Here is a 21,240-nt window from a genome sequence, read left to right on the forward strand (position 1 = left end):
GCATGTATTCAGGACTCGGCGTCACGATCGGGGCGGCCAATTCGGTGGCCCTCACCGTGCTCGACCAGCCCCGATCCGGCGATCCCAGCGTTCTGTCGGTCCCCACCGAACTCCATCTCCCCGAGGACGGAGCCCCCGTCCTCGGCGCCCCGACCCCCGGTGCGCAGGCGTTCTCCGGCTATGCGGCCCGGGTCGGCGATCCGGTCGGCATCCTCGCCGAGGACGGCTCCACCTACCTCGGTGAGGATCTCGTCGCGTCGACCGTGGCCTGTCTGCAGTACCGCACCGGCACCTCCGATGTGCCGACGATGCTGGCGCATCCCGCCGCGTGGTCGGCGCACACCGTCGAGGCCCTGCAGGCGGCGCTCGTCCGCGCCGGCGTGACCGCAGGGACGATCCCCGAACCGATCGCGGCGGTGCGCTGGCTCGACGCCACCCACGGTCCGCTGGGGGACGACGTGACGGTGGTCTACGACCTCGGTGCGCGCAGCCTCGACGTCGCCGTCGTGCAGGGCGGGACGCATCCGACGCTGTTGGGCCGACCGCTGAGCAGCGACGACGTCTCCGGCGACCACCTCGACCATCTCGTCACCACCTATCTGCTGGGAACGCTCGGCGAGGACGCGGCCGACCTCGACCCGTTCGATCCCGCGACCGTCGCGGCCCTCGCCGATTTCCGTGCTCGGTGCCGCGCGGCGAAGGAGGCACTGTCCAGCGACACCGAGACGGTCGTGCCGGTCGCGCTGCCGGGCCTGCACCGCGACCTGCGTCTGGTGCGCAGCGAGTTCGAGGAGTTCGCCCGGGAGCCGCTGGAGACGTCGCTCGCCGTGGTGCAGGACGCGATCCGCGGGGCCGGGCTCGACCGTTCGGACATCGGACGCGTACTGCTGATCGGTGGTGGCTCGTCCACCCCGCTCGTCGCCGAACTGATCTCGTCGGAGCTGGGTCTGCCGATCGTCTCGTCGGCGCGACCGGCCTACACCGCAGCGCACGGGGCCGCGCTCGCAGCAGCCGCGGTCGATGCCCCGACTGCCGCGGTTCCGGTGACGCCCCCTGCACCTGTCGTCGACGACGAACCCGAGACCGTCGCGCTGCCGGTGGTGTCCGTCGCCGAGGCGCCGCCTGTCGCTGCTGCGCATCGGCCGGCGGTCGTCGACACCGCCACCGGCACACCCGCCCGCGCCCGTGCCCGTTCGTTCACGCTGGTGGGGGCTGCTGTCGCTGCCGTCGTCGTCCTCGCCGGCGGCGGACTGGCGATCGGCACCCTGTCGTCGGAGGCCGAGACGCCCGGTTCGGAGGTACGTCCGTCGAGCGAAGTCGTGGCCGGGAACCCGACGACCACCGAGACCGTCTCCGGTACGACTGTCCCCGGCACGACCGGCGCGCAGCCGTCCGAGGCGGGAACCGTCGTCCCGGTCCGGGTGCAGGGCCCGGACGGGACCGTGACCGCTGTCCCGGTCGCCGCGACGCCCGCTTCCGGCGCCGCACCCACCGGCGCTGTACCTGCGCCGGACCCGACCGCACCCGTGCCGGCAGCACCCGGTCAAAGCCCGCAGGCACCCCAGCCCGCGCCGCAACCCGCTCCTGCCCCGGCCCCGGCGCCCGCCCCTCAGCCCGCGCCGCAACCGACCCCGCCGAGCACGGGTGGCAGCGGTGTCGGCGACGCCCTGTCCGGCGCAGGTCAGGGTGCCGGTGCCGTCGTCGAGGGTGTCGGTAACGGCGTCGGTGGGGTGCTCGACGGCACCGGCAACGTGGTCGGTGGTGTCCTCGACGGCACGGGGCAGGTCGTCGGCGGACTGCTCGGAACCGGACGCTGACCGATCCCGATGACGTCCGCTCCCGCTCCTCCGCGACGACCGGTTCCCCGGGAGGTCACGCGTGCCCTGACGGCGGCTGCTCCCCCGCGACTGCTGCTCGTCGGCGGCACCGGAACCGGGAAGTCCGCCGTACTCGCTTCGCTCCGAACAGATCTCGCCGACGTCCGCATCGTCGACGACGCGCACCGCATGACCGCTGCAGAGGTGCAGGACCTCGTCGAGCACGTCCTGGAGGCGCCGACGGGGATCGTCGTGGCCACCGAAGCCCGACCGCACCGCGCCGAGATGCGCTCGCTGACCGCAGCGTTCACGGGAAGCGGGACGGTGGTGGAACTGGGGTCGTGGACACCTCGTGAGATCGCCGGTCGCGCGGCGTCGTTCGAGCTCCGGCTCGCACCGCCCCAGGTGCGTGCCCTGCACCGCCTCACGGGCGGCGTACCGCATCTCGTCGACACCGCCCTCGACGCCGTGCGGACGGAGAGCGTTGTCCGGCGGGCCGTCGAGGAAGCGATCCGCCGGCAGCTCCTCGCGGATCTCGATCTCACCGCAGCTCTGGCGCTCGTCGACCTCGGCGCGGCGCTCGATCCCGGCGAACTCGCCGCCGTGCTCGACATCCCTGTCGAGCGCGCTCTCGATCTCGTCGATGCGGCCCGTGCGAGTGGTCTGCTCGGCGCCGATGCCGCGAGCCTCACCACCGGGGCGAGCGGTGCGCCCGCGGCGGCCCTGGGACGGCACAACCTGTTCGTCGTCGCGCGTCGCCTCCTCGCGACTCGTCTCGATGCCGGAACGCTGACGCCGCAACTCGCCCGCGGCCTCGCGACGATCGGCCTCACCGACCCGCATCTCGCCGAGCGACTCGTCGCGTTCGCAGCCGACGCGCCGCCCCGCGAGGCCGCGGATCTTCTCGACGCCGCCGTACCCGCGGGAGCCGATCCCGCGACCCTTGCGGTGCGGCGAGCCGAAGTCGCCTTCGCGGCAGGGGATCTCGAGCGAGCCGAACAGATCACCGACCGGCTGCTCGACCGCGCCGACACGGCCGACATCGACGACGTGCGCGCCGCCACCCGGATTTCCGCGAGCATCGCCGCGCATCGCGGCATGCTCGACCGCAGTGCCGACCTGTTCGAATGGCTCGGCCCCGAACGGGTCGGTGCGGACGCTCCCCTCGCCGCCACAGTGTTGCTCGCGGCCGGACGCCCCTCGGCCGCAGAGCATTTCCGTGGTGCCGCCACCTCGGGTGCGCCGACCTCGTCGGCCTCCGCCGCGCGACTGCTCGAGGAGGGCCTGCGCGAATCCGTCGGCGGCGACGGCCGGATCGCGATGAATCGCCTCGCCCGCGCCCTGACGAGCCTCGGATCCGACGGGTCGCTGCGCGCCTGGCCCGACACGGTCGACGCCGTCGCCGCACTGTTGTGTCTGCACTCGGGCGAACTCGGGCACGCACGCTCGATCCTCGACCGTCCGGAGACGCCGACCGTGCGCAATCGCATCCTGGTGGCGTGGACCGAGATGCTCGGCGGTGATCTCGCAGCCGCCGCGGCGACCGCCGAAGCCGTCGCTCCCGAAGTGACCGGGCAGCGCGACCTCCTCTTCTTCCACGCCCTGCAGGTCGGGTTGGCACGACGCAACGCCGACCTCGGAGCGTTGACGGTGTGCTGGCAGGCCGCGCAGTCGGTCGTGGCCGAGTACTCCGTCGACCTGTTCGGGCTGCTGCCGTTGGGTGAACTGTGGCTGGCCGCCGTCCGCCTCGACGAGTCCGTGCGGGTTGCGCACCTCGTCGCCGGTGCCCGCGCGCTGCTCACCACCCTCGGTGAGCCACCGCTGTGGGGTGCGGCGCTGCACTGGTACGGGGTGCAGGCCGCGATCGCCGCGGACCGTCCGGCCGACCTCGTCCCGCACGCCCGCGCCCTCGCCCTGGCCGCGGAGACCACCGCCTACGCCGCGGTGCTCGCGCGGGCCGGGCACGCATGGCTCTCGGTGCTGCGCGGTGAGGTCGACGCGGTGCGCATCCGCGAGGCGGCCGAGTCCCTCGCGTCCGTCGGTCTCCCGTGGGACGGCGCGAAGCTCGCCGGAGAAGCAGCGCTGCGGACGGACGACACCACCGTCGCCACCGGATTACTGCAGGTCGCGCGGACGATCCGGCAGGACGGTCCAGCCGGTCGCGCACCGATGGACATCGCCCCCGACACTCCCCCCGGTGATCCGGACGAATCCCCCCTCGGCGCACGGGAGAAGCCGGGTGCGCTGTCCGAGCGCGAGGCGCAGGTGGCCGACCTGGTGGTTTCGGGCCTCACCTACCGAGAGGTAGGAAACCACCTGTACATTTCCGCGAAGACCGTGGAACATCATGTCGCCCGTATCCGGCGCCGACTCGGTGCCGGTTCCCGCTCGGAGCTCCTGTCACTGCTCCGGGCCATGGGGCACGGCGCAGATGTACCCCGTCACACACACTCCGACCGGAATGGAGGCAAGCCGGCATGTCCGTAGGCGTAGGCCTGAGGGTGGGGACCACCGTGTCGTCGGTTGCGGTCACCTCACCGACGCCGGGACGGCCGGACCCCGCACCGATCGAGCGGTTTACCGCCGTCCACCTGCATTCCGACGGCACCGCGACACTGGGCGACCACGACGTCGTCGACGGGCACACCAGTTCCTTCACCGGCTTCGTCGATCGTCTCGGCCACTCCGGTGGTGTCCGCGCCAACGACGGTTCGCTCTCCCGCGCCGAAGACCTCGTCGCCACGGCCATGGAATGCCTCCTCGCCGACGCAGCCTCCCTCATCGGCGACACCCCGTACACCGCAGTGGCGACGCACCCCACCGACTGGCCGAGCTCGACGGTCGCGGTGCTGCGCAACGCCCTCGACTACGTCGGATTGCGTCACGTCTCGCTCGTCTCCGACGCCGAGGCCGCCGCGGCATGGTTCGAATCGCAGGTCGCGCACCAGACCGGACGACTCGTCGCGGTCTATCACATCGACCCGCAGGGCTCGACCGTCACCCTCGTGCGCTCGGGAGTCGCGGCGGGTAAGGCATTCCGGTACCCCGAAGGCGACGCCCCGTCGGTCGCTGCGCAGCTCTCGTCGGCGCTCGGCGCGTTCGGCTGGCTCGTGAGCAACCTCGACGCCATCGTCGTCACGGTCGACGAAGCGGTCGACCCGAGCGCCGCGCAGCTCGTCGCGCAGTCGGTGAAGACCGGACTCGGCGTGCGGTGCGCCCTGGCGCCCGAGCCGCACCAGACGATGGTGCGCGGCGCTGCTCTCGCCGCGGCCGCAGGCTCGGTCGACCTCCTCGGGTCGACGCAGATCCTGCCCACCGCCAAGCTCGCCGAACCGAAACGCAGCGAACTCGACCCCGAGATCACCGCGGTGATCTCGAAGATCACGGCGACTCCCCCTCCGGATGCCCCGCCCGCTGCCGCGAAGCCCGCGGCGAACACATCGAAGGCGACGGTCGCCGCCGTCTCGGCCGGAGCAGCCGCCGACGAGAAGCCCTCGGGCCGCTCGTCGAAGGTCACGGCCATCGCGGCGGCCGCGGCGATCGCGGTGCTCGTGGGCGTCGGCGCGTTGGTGTTCGGTCTGCGGGACTCCCCGACGGCCACTGCGGGCACGCAGGTCGCCGAGACCCCGACCGCCCCCGCGACCACCACGACCTCGAAGGCGCGCCCCGCACCGGCTCCCCGCAGCACCGAGGAGACCACCACCGAGGAGTCGACCGAGCCGGCCGTCGCCGAGGAGACGATGCCGGTCGCTCCGCCGGTCGTGCAGCAGACCTGGGTCGATCCCGTCACCGGCACGAGCGAGCAGTCCTCTTCTTCCTCGTCGTCGCCGGGCTCGACCACCTCCAGCACGTCCAACACGTCCTCGACCACGTCGAGCACAGGCTGGTCGAGGCGGAACCAGCCCAGTGATTCCTCGGGTGGCGGACGCGACAGAGGCGGCAGCGGTGGCGGGGACAGCAGCACCCCGACGACTCCGCCGACGTCCGATACGACCGATCCCGAGCCCTCCGAGGGACCGACACCGTCGGAGACTTCGGAGCCGTCGGAGACTGAGACCCCCAACTAGACAGCGCAGGTATCCCAGTGGTGACCTACGGCACTATCGGCGGTCGCCGGGCCGTCCCGTAGGCTGTCCCGCGGGTCGGCTCGCCGATTCCACGAAGCACCTGTTCAAGAGCACATCGAGCACACATGAAAGGCCTCCATGCGTCTCTCGTCGGCGTCGCGCGCCGCAGTCCGTTCCACCACCCGCCGCGTCGCAGTCGCAGCGGCCTCCGCGGTTCTGCTGGCAGTGCCCTTGAGCGCCACAGCGAGTGCCGCGCCCGCCGAACAGTTGCCTTCTGCTGAACTTCCCGCCGAACTCGTCGAGGCGATCCAGCGCGACCTGGGTCTGTCCCCCGAGGAGTACCTCGACCGGGCCGCCCGCGCGCAGGAGCTCGGCGACTACGCCCGCGACTTCCGCTCCGAGCACCCCTCCGAGTTCGCCGGTGCCTGGCTCGGCGAGGACGGCAAGCCGGTCATCGCCGTCACGAATCGCGAGGCCGCCGAGCGCGCTGCGCAGGACGGCTTCCACGCCACGGTCGCGCCGGTCTCGGCCGACGGACTCGAGCAGGCCCTCGCCGAGCTGAACCGCTGGGTGGCGGGGCTCCCGCGCGAGGTGTCGTCGCAGATCAACTCCGCGTCGATCGATGTGCTCAACAACCAGATCGTCCTCGACATCGTGAACTCGCCGATCGGGCGCGCACTGAACCTGCCGTCGCTGGTGGCGAACGTGCAGGTCCAGCTGTCGCCGGGCATGCCGCCGAACGATCCGGCCCCGATGGGTGGCGACACCTACATCACCGCCGACGGCGACGTCCGCGCCACACCCATCGAGCGCATCGGCATCTGCTCGTTCGGCTTCAACGGTGTCGACGCCGACGGTAACGCCGTCAACCTCACCGCCGGTCACTGCGACGCGGTCGCCCGTGCCGACGGTGGTTCGACGGTCTACCTGCCCAACCGCGCGAACATCGACGAGAGCGTGCGGATCGGCAAGTTCACCGAGTCCACGGTGGGCACCGACAGCACCCTCGACTACGGCATCGTCTCGCTCGACGAAGCCGGCGTCGAGGCCGGCCTCGACCGCCCCTCGGTCCGCGGTGGCAACGGCTCGACCCTCACGGTCACCGGCACGGCCGTTCCGGTCGTCGGAGCGCCCGTCTGCAAGTCGGGCCAATCCTCGTCGTTCACGTGCGGCCTCGTCGTCGCCGACCGCATCGAGACCCAGCTGACCTACGACTCGGGCTTCTCGAGCACCATCCGCGGCTTCGCGACCTCCGCCTGCACCCTCGCGGGTGACAGCGGTGGCGCCATCGTCACCGGCACCCTCGCCCTCGGGGTGATCAGCGGATCGAACAGCGCCGGCGCACCGAACTGCGTCGAGGCGAACCTGGTACTCGCGCCCAACGGTGGCACCTCCAGCCTCGGCATTCCGATCCAGGAGATCGAGAACGCCACCGGCACCCGAGTCCGTACTACGGCGAACCCGGCATAACGGCCGGAACCGTCCGGTCCGATCGTCACAACAGTCACACGAGTCTCATCCGTAACCGAGAAGTACCTATGTACTTCCTCGCTCACCCCTTAGGATCGGACGGACGCCGATCCGCGGGGGAACGGCGCCTTCGCGCGTGCATGCGTGAAGGAACGAGAAAGGTATCCATGCGACGCACCTTCGCACGTCGGACGGCCGTCATCGGTTCGGCCGCACTGCTGCTCCTCGGTCCTGCCGTTGCCATCGCGCAGGCCGAACCCGAGACCGAACCCGCGCAGACATCGTCTCTGCCGGCCGAGCTCGTCGAGGCGTTGCAGCGCGACCTGAACATCGATGCCGAGCGCTTCCTCGCCGATGCGCAGCGCAGCCAGGATCTCGCCGCGTTCGCCGAGAAGGCACGGGAGCAGTTCGAAGCCGTCTTCGCCGGTGTGTGGCTGGACGACCAGGGCACCGCCACGGTCGGCCTGACCGAGGGTGACGGCTTCGAGGAGGCCCGCAAGGCCGCCGAGGATGCCGGATTCACCGTCGCCGAGACCGAGCGCAGCGAGGACGCCCTCGAAGATCAGCTCGGCGCACTGGGCGACTGGCTCGAGACCCAGCCGCCCGCCGTCGCCGACGTCATCCGCGGCATCGCCATCGACGTGGTGAACAACGACGTCGTCGTGCGCACCGACAACGTGTCCGGTGTCGAGCTCCCCGACTTCCTCGACGGGGTGCGCGTGCTGTTCGCTCCCGCCGAGCTGACGCCGGAAGGCGCGACCGACCTGCAGCCCATCGCCGGTGGCCTCGACGCCCCCGACGCCCTCTTCGGTGGCGACGCCTACGCCGCGCTCGGCGCCGGCGAGGGCCTGCGCTGCTCCCTCGGCTTCAACGGCGAGGACGGCAGCGGACAGCCCGTGAACATCACCGCCGGTCACTGCGACCCCAACCGCGCGCAGGCCGGCACTCGGTGGGCCTCCCAGGTCCACCAGCTCATCGGCGACAACCTCGGCCAGCACCTCGGCTCGTTCGAGAAGACGGTGCTCGACGGCAGCGACTACGCGCTGATCCGCCCCACCTCCGATGCCGCGGGTCGCTTCGAGAACAACGGCGTGCGCGTTCCGTTCGCCGCTCCGCTGCCCATCACGGGTATCGCGGATCCCGTCGTCGGCGCCCCGGTCTGCAAGTCGGGCCTGCGCACCGGCTACAGCTGCGGCGTCGTGACCGCCACCGGCCAGAACGTCGAGATCGGCCACCGCGTGCTCGAGAACGGCTTCTCCACCAACCTGTGTGCCCTGCAGGGCGACAGCGGTGGCACCCTCGTCACCGGCACCCTCGCCCTCGGCATCTCCAGCGCCTCGAACGTCGGCCAGTACGGCATGTGCGAGATCGCCGGGTTCGTCAGCGGCCTGCTCGGTGAGAGCCCCGAGCTGTTCGCCACGCCGATCAAGACGGTCCTGGCGGAGAACCCGGGCCTGAAGGTCCGCACCTGGTAATCCACCAGAACGTCACGAAGGTCCGTTCCCTACGGGGAGCGGACCTTCGTCGTTCGTGGGGGCGTTCGGAGGGGCGTACGGCCGTGCCGGTCGGCGCGGGTTCGGGGCGGTTCTCCTGCACCACAACGACCGGCGGTAGAAGGCGGTGGAACAGCCCTTCGTCGGGCGTTCGGAGGATGCCTCCAGGGACCCTCGGAAATGCCCCTGAATCCGCTTCGGAAAGCGCCCGCGAGCTGCATTTCCTAGGTGAACCTAACCACCTCCGGGACCTGGCTTCCCAATGTCCGTTTAGCGTGGGTTACGATCCTCGCACCTCGGCCCCTGCGCCGTCCTGACGAAAGGAACATTCTTGACCGGCGTCCTCCTTACGAGTCTCGAGATCGGCTTCGACATCTTCAACTACGCGTGGCAGATCCTCATCAACGCAAGCCGGCTCGTCGGCTCCATCTGATTCAGCCCTTCGAATCGAAAGAGCCCTGCCCGATCCGTCGGGCAGGGCTCTTTCGTCAGGTGGTGAGTCTCGAAAATAGAACGGTCGCCGTGGGGACATCGTCCCCACGGCGACCGTTCTCAGCTCAAATGCCCAGCCAACCTATCAGTTGGCGTAGACGGTGGTGCCCGGAGCGGCGAGCAGGGTGTTGGCCAGCCCGATCCCAGCGACCACAAGAGTCGGACCGCCAGCGATGATCGTTCCGACCACACCACCGATGCCAGCACCGGCAGCTGCGCCTGCAACACAGGTCGCAACCGCCACGGGCACCGCCACCAGCACCGGCGTACCACCCACCACGCAGCCGATCGCGGCACCGATGACGGTGCCCGCCAGGCCACCGGCAGCGGTAGCGATAGCGAGCTGCGAGGAGAAGTTCTGCTGAGCCTTCAGGTTCTCGTCGGGCGAAGCGACGTCCTGGAGCTTGAGAGCGACCGGCGTGAGGCTCGGGCCGACCTTGTCCTCGGGGGCGACGGGGGTGGCCTTCGACAGGTCGGTGACCGGGGTCAGCGTGAGGGTCTTGCCGTCCTCGCTGATCTGACGCTCGAAGGGGAGCTGCAGATCGCCGAGCTGGATGGCCAGCGGCAGGCTGAGAACCGTGTTGCCGGCGTTGTCCTGAAGTTCGACGCTCTCGCCGTCACCCGAGACCTGGAACTCACCGGCGTCGATGACGGTCACAACCGAGTCGCCCTCGACCTTGGACTCGTAGTTGATCTCATCCTGCGCAGCGGGCGCCGCGTACGAGGTACCGGCGGTGATGCCCATGGCGGCGATCGTCATCGTCGCCACAGCGGCAAGCTTCTTCAGCTTCATCTTTTTCCGTTCTGTGACATGGCGCACGCCTGTTAAGACGCCCCCATTCTGCTGTATTGACCTGGAGTTCTACGTCCCCCGACGTGTATAGCCCACATGCGAACCCCATGTACCGGGCGAATCATAACCGACATCACATCCGGAGTGTTATACCCATTTGCCCGAATGGAAACAGCATCGTGGCCGGTACAGGGGTGCCGTGATCTCCGTGTGACACATGCCTCTTTTCAGGCGAGTTAGGGCATCCTGCGTGACGGCGGTATCACGTTTGACCTCTAGCGTGTCCGGGCACACGGTCTCCGATTCGACGCAGTCATAGCTACTGGCGGGTAACTCCAGATCAGACCAAGTTACCGGTGGGTAACTTAGCTTGCGTTACGATGGGGTGACTCATACCAGGCGGCACGACGCCGCCCCCGACACGAAAGGCCACGTATGAATGCCCTGACGATTACGTTGGGCACGATCGGCGTGCTGCTGAGCCTCGTGTGTTGGTTCGCGTTCATCAGCGGTGCGCTGAAGATGGTCAACACGATCCGGGTCGGCCAGCCGGCCCCGGACCGCTGGCGGCCGTTCTTCCCGCGCTTCAAGCAGATGGTCGTCGAATTCCTCGCGCACACGAAGATGGTCAAGTTCCGGACCGTCGGCTGGGCTCACTGGCTGGTGATGGTCGGCTTCATGCTCGGCGCGATCGTCTGGTTCGAGGCCTACGGCCAGACGTTCGACCCGAAGTTCCACTGGCCGCTCATCGGCAATACCGCCGTCTACCACTTCATCGACGAGATCCTCGGTCTCGGCACGGTGATCGGCATCCTGACGCTGATCTACATCCGCCAGCGCAACCATCCGCGTCAGCCCGGCCGGATGTCGCGCTTCAGCGGCTCGAACTTCAAGGCCGCCTACTTCGTCGAAGCGGTCGTGCTGCTCGAGGGCCTGGGCATGATCCTGGTGAAGGCCGGAAAGATCGCCACATACGGCGGCGGCCACCTTTCGACCGACTTCTTCACGATGCAGGTCGCCCGGATCCTTCCGGAGAGCCCCGAGCTCGTGTCGGTGTTCGCGTTCATCAAGCTCATGTCGGGCATGGTGTGGCTCTACATCGTCGGCCGCAACATCACCTGGGGTGTCGCATGGCACCGCTTCTCGGCCTTCTTCAACATCTACTTCAAGCGTGAGGACGACGGCGGTCCCGCCCTCGGTGCCGCACGTCAGATGATGTCCGGCGGCAAGCCCGTCGACATGGAGGACGCCGATCCGGACAAGGACACCTTCGGTGCCGGCCGCATCGAGGACTTCACGTGGAAGGGCTGGCTGGACTTCACGACCTGCACCGAGTGCGGTCGTTGCCAGTCGCAGTGCCCCGCCTGGAACACCGGTAAGCCGCTGTCGCCGAAGCTGCTCATCACGTCGCTGCGCGACCACGGTTACGCCAAGGCTCCCTACCTGCTCGCCGGTGGTCGCACCGATCTCGGTGGCGACGAAGTCGGCCTGGTCGACGCCGAGGGCAATCCGGACGAGGCCAAGCTGGCGAAGATCCCGGCGTCGGCTCGCGAGGAGTCGGGTCGCAAGCTCGTCGGCGAGACCGAGGGGTTGCTGGAAGCAGGCGAACTGGCTCCCGTCATCGACACCGAGACCCTGTGGTCGTGCACCAACTGTGGTGCGTGCGTCGAGCAGTGCCCGGTGGACATCGAGCACGTCGACCACATCATCGACATGCGTCGCTACCAGGTGCTCATCGAGTCGGACTTCCCGTCCGAGCTCGCGGGTCTGTTCAAGAACCTCGAGAACAAGGGCAATCCCTGGGGCCAGAACGCCAAGGACCGTCTCAACTGGATCAACGAGATGGAGTTCGACATCCCGGTCTTCGGCCAGGATGCCGACAGCTTCGACGGCTACGAGTACCTCTTCTGGGTCGGCTGTGCCGGTGCCTACGAGGACCGCGCCAAGAAGACCACGAAGGCCGTCGCCGAGCTCCTCGCGACCGCCGGCGTGAAGTTCATGGTCCTCGGCGCCGAGGAGACCTGCACCGGCGACTCCGCTCGCCGCGCGGGCAACGAGTTCCTGTTCCAGCAGCTGGCGCAGCAGAACATCGAGGTCCTCAACGGTGTGTTCGAGGGCGTCGAGCAGAGCAAGCGCAAGATCGTCGTGACCTGTGCGCACTGCTTCAACGCGCTGAACAACGAGTACCCGCAGGTGGGTGGCAGCTACGAGGTCGTCCACCACACGCAGCTGCTCAACCGTCTCGTGCGGGCGAAGAAGCTGGTCCAGGTCAAGGCCGTCGGCCAGGACGTGACCTACCACGACCCGTGCTTCCTCGGACGGCACAACAAGGTCTACAACGCTCCGCGTGAGCTGATGGCGGCGTCGGGCGCGAAGCTTGTCGAGATGCCGCGTCACGGCGAGCGGTCCATGTGCTGTGGTGCCGGTGGTGCCCGCATGTGGATGGAGGAGAAGATCGGTAAGCGCATCAACATCGACCGTGTCGACGAAGCGCTCACCACGAATCCCGCCAAGATCGCGACGGGCTGCCCGTTCTGCCGCGTCATGCTCACCGACGGTGTGACGGCGCGTCAGGAAGAGGGCAAGGGCGAGGGCGTCGAGGTCATCGACGTCGCGCAGCTCATGCTCGAGTCCATCTCTCGCGTCGAGGCCGCGAAGCTCAGCGACAACCTCAAGGTCGTCCAGCAGCCGAAGACTCCGGTCGAGGTCGAGGAGACCGCGGAAGAGGTCGAGAAGGAGCGCGTCGAGGAGGTCGAGGTGGCAGCGGCAGCGCCGGCTGCTCCGAAGACCACCGGTGCCCCGAAGGCCGGCGGTCTGCAGATGAAGGGCGGTCTCAAGGCTCCGGGCGGACCGAAGGCTCCCGGTGGTGCGAAGGCTCCTGCTTCCGAGGCAGCCGAGGCTCCCGCAGCTCCGAAGGCGAAGCCGGGCGGACTGCAGATGAAGGGTGGCCTGAAGGGTCCGGGCGCGAAGAAGGCTGCGGCTCCGGCTGCACCTGCCGCGTCCGAGGCTTCTGCTGCTCCTGCAGCCGAGGCACCGGCAGCACCGAAGGCCAAGCCGGGCGGACTGCAGATGAAGGGCGGCCTCAAGGCTCCGGGTGCGAAGGCCCCGGGTGCCGCGAAGCCGGCCGCACCTGCTGCCCCTGCCGAGTCGTCGTCGGAAGCTCCCGCAGCCGAGGCACCCGCGGTGCCGAAGGCGAAGCCGGGCGGCCTCCAGCTCAAGAGCGGCCTGAAGGGTCCCGGCGCGAAGAAGGCGGCTCCGGCAGCGAACTCTGCTCCCGCGGCTCCGGCCGAGGAAGCACCTGCTGCAGAGGCTCCCACGGCGGAGGCTCCCGCTGCGGAAGCGCCTGCGGAGCAGCCGAAGGAGTCGGCGATCCCGAAGGCGAAGCCGGGCGGACTGCAGCTCAAGAGCGGCCTGAAGGGACCGGGTGCGAAGAAGGCTGCGCCTGCCACTCCGGCTGCACCGGCGAAGGCTGAGCCGACGCCGGAGTCGGCACCCGAGCCCGAGACGGCACCCGAGCCCGAGGCCCCGGTGAAGCCGGAGGCCGAGGCGCCGGCGCCGCCGCAGGCGAAGCCGGGCGGACTGCAGATCAAGAGCGGCATCAAGCCGCCGGGTCGCAAGTAAGTAGGTAAACAACCGAGAAGTGAGGCTCGCAACCGTGGTGGTCAACCACTGGGGTTGTGAGCCTCACTTCTGCGTTGTGAGCTTTCGTACGACGTACCGCCCAACCGGACCACTCCCCCGCCGCGCCAACTCCATGGCCGCACGGATCTTCGACGCGAGCGCGCCCGGGGTCTCCAGGTCGTCCCACGTCCACCGCACGACCACCCACCCCGCCTGGCGCAGCCGGTCCTCGCGCAGCTTCTCCTGATAGACGACGTCCTCCGCATCCCTGGTGGCGACGCCGTCGCGTCGGTACTTGATACGACCGTCGAACTCACCGATGACACCGTGCTCGGGCCACAGGAAGTCGACCCGCGCGAGCCAACGATCGGCAGCGTCGAGCACATCGACCTGTGCAAGCGGGACCGGCAGATGTTCGTCGAGCATCAGGATGCGACTGCGCGACTCGCCGACGCTGTCGCTACGGTCGTCCATCCTTCCCACCGCTCGGGAAGCACGCGCGCGTCCCGGATGAGATCCCATCCGCTCCAGCGCACTCCGCAGCAATGCGATGTCGGTCAGTCCGTGCCGCAACACGCGGTCACCGAGCACTACCGACTCTTCGAACGGCTCGGTTGCTGCGATATCGACAACGGTCCGCGCGACCTCCAGTACGCGGGCTCCGCATCTGTCCACTACTTCGGCTTCGTCGAGTCGCGCCGTGTGCATCACTCGTCCCGGCGTTCGTTTGCCACCGCTGCGTCGGTTGTAGGTGAGGTGGACGTCGTCCAGAGCGATTCTCCACGGGCGCAGTCCGTGGAGTACGGCTGCGGAGACGTGGCTGAGCGCAGCGTCGGGTGACGAGACCTGCAGCATCGCCCGTGCGCGAAATGCGTGCCGGCCGAAGTCGTCGGTTGCCTCGTACGTCTCGCGGGGAACGAAGACACCCGATGCGAGCCGTACCCAGTGACCGCTCCTGACCAGACCGCGGATCTCGCCCGGAGTGCGGCCCGATGCCTGAGCGTCGCTGCGATGGATGAGGACGTCGTCGCGCATGCGTCGAGCGTCGCTCGAGCCGAACGGCGAACTGCCGGCAGAACGGCCGATCGGCCGGATCTGTGGATGAACCGACCGCCTGTGGAGAACTCGCCAGGAGGCGCCGATCGCGGGGCCGAGGACGGGCCACGAGTTGTGCAAGTCGTCCTGCCGGTAGCCCCAGTTGTGGGTGCCGTCGTGGATATCGATGATGGCGGGGATGCCCAGTTCGTCGAGGCGCGTCGCCATGCGTCGGTGGTCGGAGCGATCCGGCGCCTAGTTTCCCCCGCCGTATCGTGCCTGAATCGCCGTTCTCTTCCCACACTGAATGTTGATTCGCGACACATCGTGCCCGTAGTGCTCGAGCAGTCGCGGGTCCATTATCCGCCGCCACAGGGGTGGGAACAGAGCCAGGATGATCAATACCGCGTAGCCGGCGGGCAGCTGCGGCGCCTGCGGCATCGAGCGCAGGGTTTGGTAACGGCGCAGCGGGTTGGCGTGGTGGTCGCTGTGTCGCTGCAGGTTGTAGAGGAACAGGTTGGAGCACACGTGGTTGCTGTTCCAGCTGTGCTGGGGCTGCACCCGTTCGTAGCTGCCGTCCGGGCGCTTCTCGCGCAGCAGCCCGTAGTGCTCGAGATAGTTGGCACCTTCGAGGAACATGATCGCCATGACGGCCTGGACGACGAGCCACGGGGCGATCGACCAGCCGAACACCGCGATGAGCACGGCATAGAGGACGACGCTCAGCGCCCACGCGTTGAGGATGTCGTTGTGCCGCACGTTCCAGAACGACATGCCGCGACGCTCGAGCCGGCCCTTCTCGTAGCGGATGGCGGAGCGGAGGCTGCCGAACACCGAGCGGGGCAGGAAACGCCAGTAGCTCTCGCCCATGCGGGCGGTGGCCGGGTCCTCCGGGGTCGCGACGCGCGCGTGGTGTCCACGATTGTGTTCGACGTAGAAGTGGCCGTAGAACGACTGGGCGAGGGCGATCTTCGCGAGACGCCGCTCGATGGTGGTGCGCTTGTGCCCGAGTTCGTGTGCCGCGTTGATGCCGACACCGCCGACGATGCCGAGCGTGGCGGCCATCGCGAATCGTTCGGCGCCGCCCATGGGTTGCGACACCCACATCCAGCATCCGAAGGCCAGGCCCGCATATTGCAGCGGGAGATAGAGATAGGTGCAGTAGCGGTAGTACCGATCGTTCTCGAGCGTCCGCATCATGCTCTCGGGTGGATTGCTCGTGTCCAGTCTCGCGAACGCGTCGACCAGCGGGCAGACGACGGCGATGACCAGTGCACCGGTGGCCCAGAAGACGCCGAGGTGCAGGTATTCGACGAGGAAATAGGCGATGAACGGGCTCAGGGGGATGACGAGTCCGTACAGCCAGAGGCGCTTCTTGGGGTCGGTCCATCGATCGTGCGTCGCGCTGCGAGGAGTCGCCGAATCCACAAACACCAATCCCCCAGGAAGGAAAAACCGTCCGGTACGAATCCCCCCGTACCGGAGAAAACAAACTGTTACCCCACGACTCGGACACACCTTACAAGCAGTACTTACCGACCGGTAGGACCTTGCGCACTGTTTGTGGTGGAGAGCACACGACGACGGTGCCGCACCCGAAGATGCGACGCCGTCGAACGCGGAATTCTCGAAAGGGTGCGACCTAGATGGTGCGCACGCCCTGAGCCTGCGGGCCCTTCTGCCCCTGGCCGATCTCGAACTCGACTCGTGCTCCCTCGTCCAGGGTCTTGAAGCCCGAACCCTGGATTTCGGAGTAATGGACGAAAACGTCTGCTCCCCCACCATCCTGCTCGATGAAGCCGAAGCCCTTTTCCGCGTTGAACCACTTGACAGTGCCCTGCGCCATACCACTTGCTCCTTGCATTCCCCCACGTCACCCCGACGTGAGGCCTAGATGGACCTCGATCATCGCACTGATCCGGACATTCGTCGCGTCTTGTTTCCCGAGTCGTTACCACGACCTACAAAACGCGGATGAAATCGTGTTGCAGCACGGTGGCACCATGTAACCCGTGACTACCGAGGAGCAAGGCCAACTTCACCATCACATCAGCCGTCGGCTCGAGCAGTCGTCGAAGCTCCGGAACGTGCTCTACGAGATCCGCGGGCCGGTGCATGCCCACGCCGCGCGGCTCGAGGCCGAGGGGCATCGCATCCTCAAGCTCAACATCGGCAACCCCGCGCCGTTCGGGTTCGAGGCGCCCGACACGATCGTGCAGGACATGATCGCGGCGCTGCCCCACGCGCAGGGCTACTCGGAGTCCAAGGGCATCGCCTCGGCCCGTCGCGCGATCGTCACGCGCTACGAGCTCGTACCGCGCTTCCCCAAGTTCGACATCAACGACGTCTACCTGGGCAACGGCGTCTCCGAGCTCATCACCATCACCATGCAGGCCCTGCTCGACGACGGCGACGAGGTGCTCATCCCGGCACCCGACTATCCGTTGTGGACGGCGATGACCTCGCTCGCCGGTGGCACCCCCGTGCACTACCTGTGCGACGAGACCAACGACTGGAACCCGGACCTCGACGACATCGAGTCCCGGATCACCGAGCGCACCAAGGCGATCGTGGTGATCAACCCGAACAACCCGACGGGCGCCGTGTACTCGCAGGAGGTGCTCGAGGGGATCGTGCGCCTCGCGCGCAAGCACCAGCTGCTGCTGCTCGCCGACGAGATCTACGACAAGATCCTCTACGACGACACCAAGCACGTCTCCCTGGCCTCACTGGCCCCGGATCTGCTCTGCCTGACCTACAACGGCCTGTCGAAGGCGTACCGGGTCGCCGGCTACCGGTCGGGCTGGATGGTCATCACCGGCCCGAAGGATCACGCGGCAGGCTTCCTCGAGGGCGTGGATCTGCTCGCCTCGACCCGGTTGTGCCCCAACGTGCCGGCCCAGCACGCCATCCAGGTGGCGCTCGGCGGCTACCAGAGCATCGAGGACCTCGTGCTGCCCGGCGGGCGCCTGCTCGAGCAGCGCGACGTCGCGTGGGAGCGGCTCAACGCCATCCCGGGCGTGAGCTGCGTGAAGCCGCGCGGTGCGCTCTACGCCTTCCCGCGTCTGGATCCGGAGGTCTACGACATCCACGACGACGAGAAGCTCGTGCAGGATCTGCTGCTGCAGGAGCGCATCCTCGTCACCCAGGGCACGGGCTTCAACTGGCCGAACCACGACCATCTGCGCATCGTCACGCTGCCGTGGGCACGCGATCTGGCGGTCGCGATCGAGCGGATCGGCAACTTCCTGTCCTCCTACAAGCAGTAGGACAGAGCCTCCGACCCCGGACCGGTAATTGTTGCCGAACAGTTATCTTGGGGCTTTCGGGACCAAAGTCCCTGGATATGAGCATGCTCTACCTACCCGATCGGACGGTTTGTCGGGTTCGTGACCATCGCCACATGTCAACCCCTCCCCAAGCCGGGGTCGGAACCAGTAATTTGTCTTATGGCACTAAGCACTACGCACTGTGCCGGGCTCCCTGATCGATCGCCATCCCCCCTGTGCGAGATCAGGTGACGGTGGCGGGGACACCCCCCCTGCTCCCCGCCACCACCAGCCCAAACCTTCTCGCCTCTTGGCTAGCCTGTCCGGGTGAATCACGGACACGGCCATTTCAGCCACGGACACGGTCACGGCCACGGGCAGGCCGAAAGTCCCATCCCCCTCGGACCCATCGCCGCGAAGATCGTCGTCGGCCTACTGGCTGCGATCGGTCTCCTGGTGCTCTTCGGCACCGCACTGCTGTGGCCGAGCAGCCGTTCCGTGGACATCCCCGCCCCCTTCCAGACCACCGGCGGCGGCGCCGTCGTCACCGAGGCCGGGACGGTCGTCGAACAGAACACCGGACCGTGCGGCAGCCCGTCCTTCGGGCGCGTCTTCACCGGTGAGCCGTCCCCTCCCTCGAGCAACACCTTCGACTGCGAACGCAGCATCGTCGCCATCGAATCCGGTCCCGACGACGGTGCGCGGACCCTCCTCGAGGTGATCCCCGGCCCGGGTCAGCCCGAACTGCAGGCCGGCGACGAGATCCGTCTCGTCCGCCAGACCGATCCGGCGGGCGCCACCCAGTACTCCTTCTACGACTACTCCCGCGGCTTCCCGCTCGCGCTGGTGGTCGCGGTGTTCGCCGTCGTAGTGGTCGCGATCGCCCGCTGGCGCGGTCTGCGGGCCCTGATCGGCCTGGGCGTCGCGTTCGGCGTGCTGGTGGTGTTCATGCTCCCTGCGCTCCTGGACGGCAAACCCGCCGTGCCGGTCGCACTGGTCGGCGGTGCACTCATCCTCTACGCGGTGCTGTATCTGGCGCACGGCGTGAATCTGAGGACCAGTTCGGCGCTGCTCGGCACGCTCGCGTCGATGGTCGTCGCGGCCCTGTTGTCCTACGTCGCGATCCGCATGACGCACCTGACCGGTCTGTCGGAGGAACAGAACACCGACGTGCAGCTGTACATCGGGCACGTGTCGATCTCTGGCCTACTGTTGGCGGGATTCATCATCGGCTCGCTCGGTGTGCTCAACGACGTCACCATCACGCAGGCGTCGTCGGCCTTCGAACTCGCCGGCCTCGATCCCGAGTCGTCGCGCCGGGAGATCTTCTCGGCGGCGATGCGCGTGGGCCGCGACCACATCGCCAGCACCGTCTACACACTCGTCCTCGCCTACGCGGGTGGCGCGCTGCCCCTACTGCTGCTGTTCTCGGTGGCCGGGCGCTCGATCACCGATGTGATCACCAGTGACGCCGTGGCGATCGAGCTGGTCCGCGCATGCGTCGGCGGCATCGCGCTCACGTTGTCGGTCCCGCTCACCACGGCGATCGCCGCCGTGCTCGCGCGTACCGACGCGCCCGGACAGCAGACGGGTGGCCGGCACGCGCGACGCGCGTGACTCAGGGAAGCCGGATCTGCGGCAGCGGCGGCAACTCGATCGTCGGCAGCGGCGGCAGCGTCGGCACCGGCACTCCCAGCCCCGGGATGGTCGGAGCCGGAGCGGGCGGAGGCTCGGGGGCCGGCGGAACCGGGCGCGGCGAATAGGTCGTCGGAGCCGGCTCCGGCTCGACCGTGGTGGTGGTCGTGGTGACCTGCGTGGGCGCCACCGCCGGCGCGGGGTTCTGCCGCGGCGCACCGGTCGTCGGGGGGGTGTACGACTGGGTCGGGCTCGTCTCGTCGGTCGACGAACTCGCGAAGCCGGTGCTCAGCGCCACCCCGATGACCGCGACGACCGCGAGGGCCGTGCCCGCGATACCGGCGCCGGAGATCTGCTTGCCGCTGACCGACGGACCGCGACCGGCCAGCGTCGACCACCACGGCTTCTTCGCGTCGGCGGACTCCGGCCCGGATGCGGCGGCTGCGGTCGTCTGCGCGGGGGCCGCAGCGGCGACGACCGGGATTTGTTCGGTCTCGGCGCTGGTCGACGACGGGCGGCCCGGCACGATGCGGGTGAGGGTGCTCGCCGGCTGCGAGTTCGCAGGCTTCGCGGCGGCCATCGCCCCGCCCTTGGCGAGGACGAGTTCAGGCTCGTGCGGCACCACCAGCGGCAGTCCGAGCCACGAGCGCAGCACCTCCTGCACGAGCGGGATGTGCGCGCCGCCGCCGAGCAGGACCACGGCCTCGGGGTTGCGACCGGCACGGGAGATCACCTGGTGCACGAACTGCGCCGACGACTCGACGCACTGCGCGATGAGCGGATCGAAGGTCTCGCGTGACATGAGCACGACCCCTGCCGCGCCCGGCACGGCCACGGTCTCGCTCTGCGAGAGCTTCTCCTTGGCCTCGCGGCACTGGGCCGACAGTTCGTCGTCGGTGGCGGGGTCGTCGGGGCGCCACACACCGTTGGTGTCGAGTTGGTGGTCGCGGATCACGTTGTCGAAGACGCGGCCGCCGATGCTGTCAGTGCGTTCGGCGAGCACCTCGCGGGAGACGAGGTCGACGACGGTGACGGTGAGCCCGGCGTCGCCGAGGTCGTAGAAGACGGCGGTGTTGCTCCCGAGTTCGCCGGTGGCCTGCAGATAGGTGACGGCGGCCTCGGGTTCGGAGACGAGCAGGTAGCGGTCGATGTGTTCGACGGTCATCGCCGCACGCAGGCGCTCGGCCTGGGCCTGGTCGCGGTAGACCAGTCCGACCCGCTCGACCGGATCGCCCGCGACACCGGTCTGGAAGAGCACCCCGAGGGTGCCTGCCGCCAGCCGCGCCGGATCGTCCTTACCGGTTTCGACCACCTGGAACTGGAACCCCGCCGTCGGGGTCGTTCGATCCACCGGCCGCACCACCCGAACGGCGCTCTCCCCCACGGTCACACCGAGAATAGAACTCATCAGCCGCCTTCGACGTTGGATGCGCCAGCCGCGTCAGCTTCCCCCGGCGCCCGAAATCACCGACGATGGTACAGAACGTTACCGATCGGTCACGAGGGCCGTTCGGATGACGTACACCGGGACCGAGCACTCCACAGATG

General features: G+C 68.6%; 13 protein-coding genes. 8 read left to right on the forward strand and 5 right to left on the reverse strand.

Annotated elements, in window-relative coordinates; genetic code table 11:
* Positions 1–2: 2 nt before the first annotated feature.
* The 5 genes from LPH33_RS20115 (at position 3) to LPH33_RS20135 (ending at position 8,829) form a co-directional block, all read left to right on the forward strand.
* Complete coding sequence (locus LPH33_RS20115) at positions 3–1,817, forward strand: Hsp70 family protein (RefSeq protein ID WP_229565633.1); 1,815 nt, start codon at positions 3–5, stop codon at positions 1,815–1,817.
* 9 nt (positions 1,818–1,826) lie between these two features.
* Entirely contained in the window at positions 1,827–4,304 is a 2,478-nt protein-coding gene (locus LPH33_RS20120) for a LuxR C-terminal-related transcriptional regulator (RefSeq protein WP_229565635.1), read from the forward strand.
* The gene (locus tag LPH33_RS20125) at positions 4,295–5,884 is read left to right on the forward strand and encodes a hypothetical protein (protein WP_229565637.1); all 1,590 of its coding nucleotides are present in this window, start codon (positions 4,295–4,297) and stop codon (positions 5,882–5,884) included. The genes LPH33_RS20120 and LPH33_RS20125 overlap by 10 nt, the downstream gene beginning before the upstream one ends.
* A gap of 138 nt (positions 5,885–6,022) precedes the next feature.
* Positions 6,023–7,354 (forward strand): S1 family peptidase, encoded by a 1,332-nt coding sequence (locus LPH33_RS20130; RefSeq protein ID WP_229565638.1) that lies wholly within the window; start codon positions 6,023–6,025, stop codon positions 7,352–7,354.
* Positions 7,355–7,521: 167 nt separating this feature from the next.
* Positions 7,522–8,829: a S1 family peptidase gene (locus tag LPH33_RS20135; protein WP_085469143.1), complete on the forward strand. Its 1,308-nt coding sequence runs from the start codon at positions 7,522–7,524 to the stop codon at positions 8,827–8,829.
* A gap of 595 nt (positions 8,830–9,424) precedes the next feature.
* Here the strand turns inward: LPH33_RS20135 and LPH33_RS20140 are convergent.
* Entirely contained in the window at positions 9,425–10,132 is a 708-nt protein-coding gene (locus LPH33_RS20140; protein WP_229565640.1) for an ammonium transporter, read from the reverse strand.
* Between the two features lie 435 nt (positions 10,133–10,567).
* Here LPH33_RS20140 and LPH33_RS20145 point away from each other — a divergent pair, with 435 nt between their 5' ends.
* Positions 10,568–13,753 (forward strand): (Fe-S)-binding protein, encoded by a 3,186-nt coding sequence (locus tag LPH33_RS20145; protein ID WP_229565642.1) that lies wholly within the window; start codon positions 10,568–10,570, stop codon positions 13,751–13,753.
* A 63-nt stretch (positions 13,754–13,816) separates the two neighbouring features.
* On the opposite strand, the gene LPH33_RS20150 is transcribed toward LPH33_RS20145, so the two are convergent.
* The 3 genes from LPH33_RS20150 to LPH33_RS20160 form a co-directional block, all read right to left on the reverse strand.
* Positions 13,817–15,016, reverse strand: coding sequence for a hypothetical protein (locus LPH33_RS20150; protein WP_229565643.1), 1,200 nt, complete (start codon positions 15,014–15,016; stop codon positions 13,817–13,819).
* Positions 15,017–15,043: 27 nt separating this feature from the next.
* Positions 15,044–16,216: an alkane 1-monooxygenase gene (locus tag LPH33_RS20155; RefSeq protein ID WP_229568418.1), complete on the reverse strand. Its 1,173-nt coding sequence runs from the start codon at positions 16,214–16,216 to the stop codon at positions 15,044–15,046.
* Positions 16,217–16,430: 214 nt separating this feature from the next.
* Complete coding sequence (locus LPH33_RS20160; protein ID WP_016695928.1) at positions 16,431–16,634, reverse strand: cold-shock protein; 204 nt, start codon at positions 16,632–16,634, stop codon at positions 16,431–16,433.
* Between the two features lie 166 nt (positions 16,635–16,800).
* Between LPH33_RS20160 and LPH33_RS20165 the strand changes: the two genes are divergently transcribed.
* The gene (locus LPH33_RS20165; protein WP_229565645.1) at positions 16,801–18,057 is read left to right on the forward strand and encodes a pyridoxal phosphate-dependent aminotransferase; all 1,257 of its coding nucleotides are present in this window, start codon (positions 16,801–16,803) and stop codon (positions 18,055–18,057) included.
* 327 nt (positions 18,058–18,384) lie between these two features.
* Positions 18,385–19,674: a YibE/F family protein gene (locus tag LPH33_RS20170; RefSeq protein ID WP_229565646.1), complete on the forward strand. Its 1,290-nt coding sequence runs from the start codon at positions 18,385–18,387 to the stop codon at positions 19,672–19,674.
* A 1-nt stretch (position 19,675) separates the two neighbouring features.
* Here LPH33_RS20170 and LPH33_RS20175 read toward each other — a convergent pair whose 3' ends face one another.
* Positions 19,676–21,100 carry an Hsp70 family protein gene (locus LPH33_RS20175; protein WP_229565648.1) on the reverse strand — a complete coding sequence of 475 codons (1,425 nt, stop codon included), beginning with the start codon at positions 21,098–21,100 and terminating at the stop codon, positions 19,676–19,678.
* Positions 21,101–21,240 lie beyond the last annotated feature (140 nt).

The organism is Rhodococcus sp. RDE2 (assembly GCF_020885655.1).
Taxonomy (GTDB): Bacteria; Actinomycetota; Actinomycetes; order Mycobacteriales; family Mycobacteriaceae; genus Rhodococcus; species Rhodococcus pyridinivorans.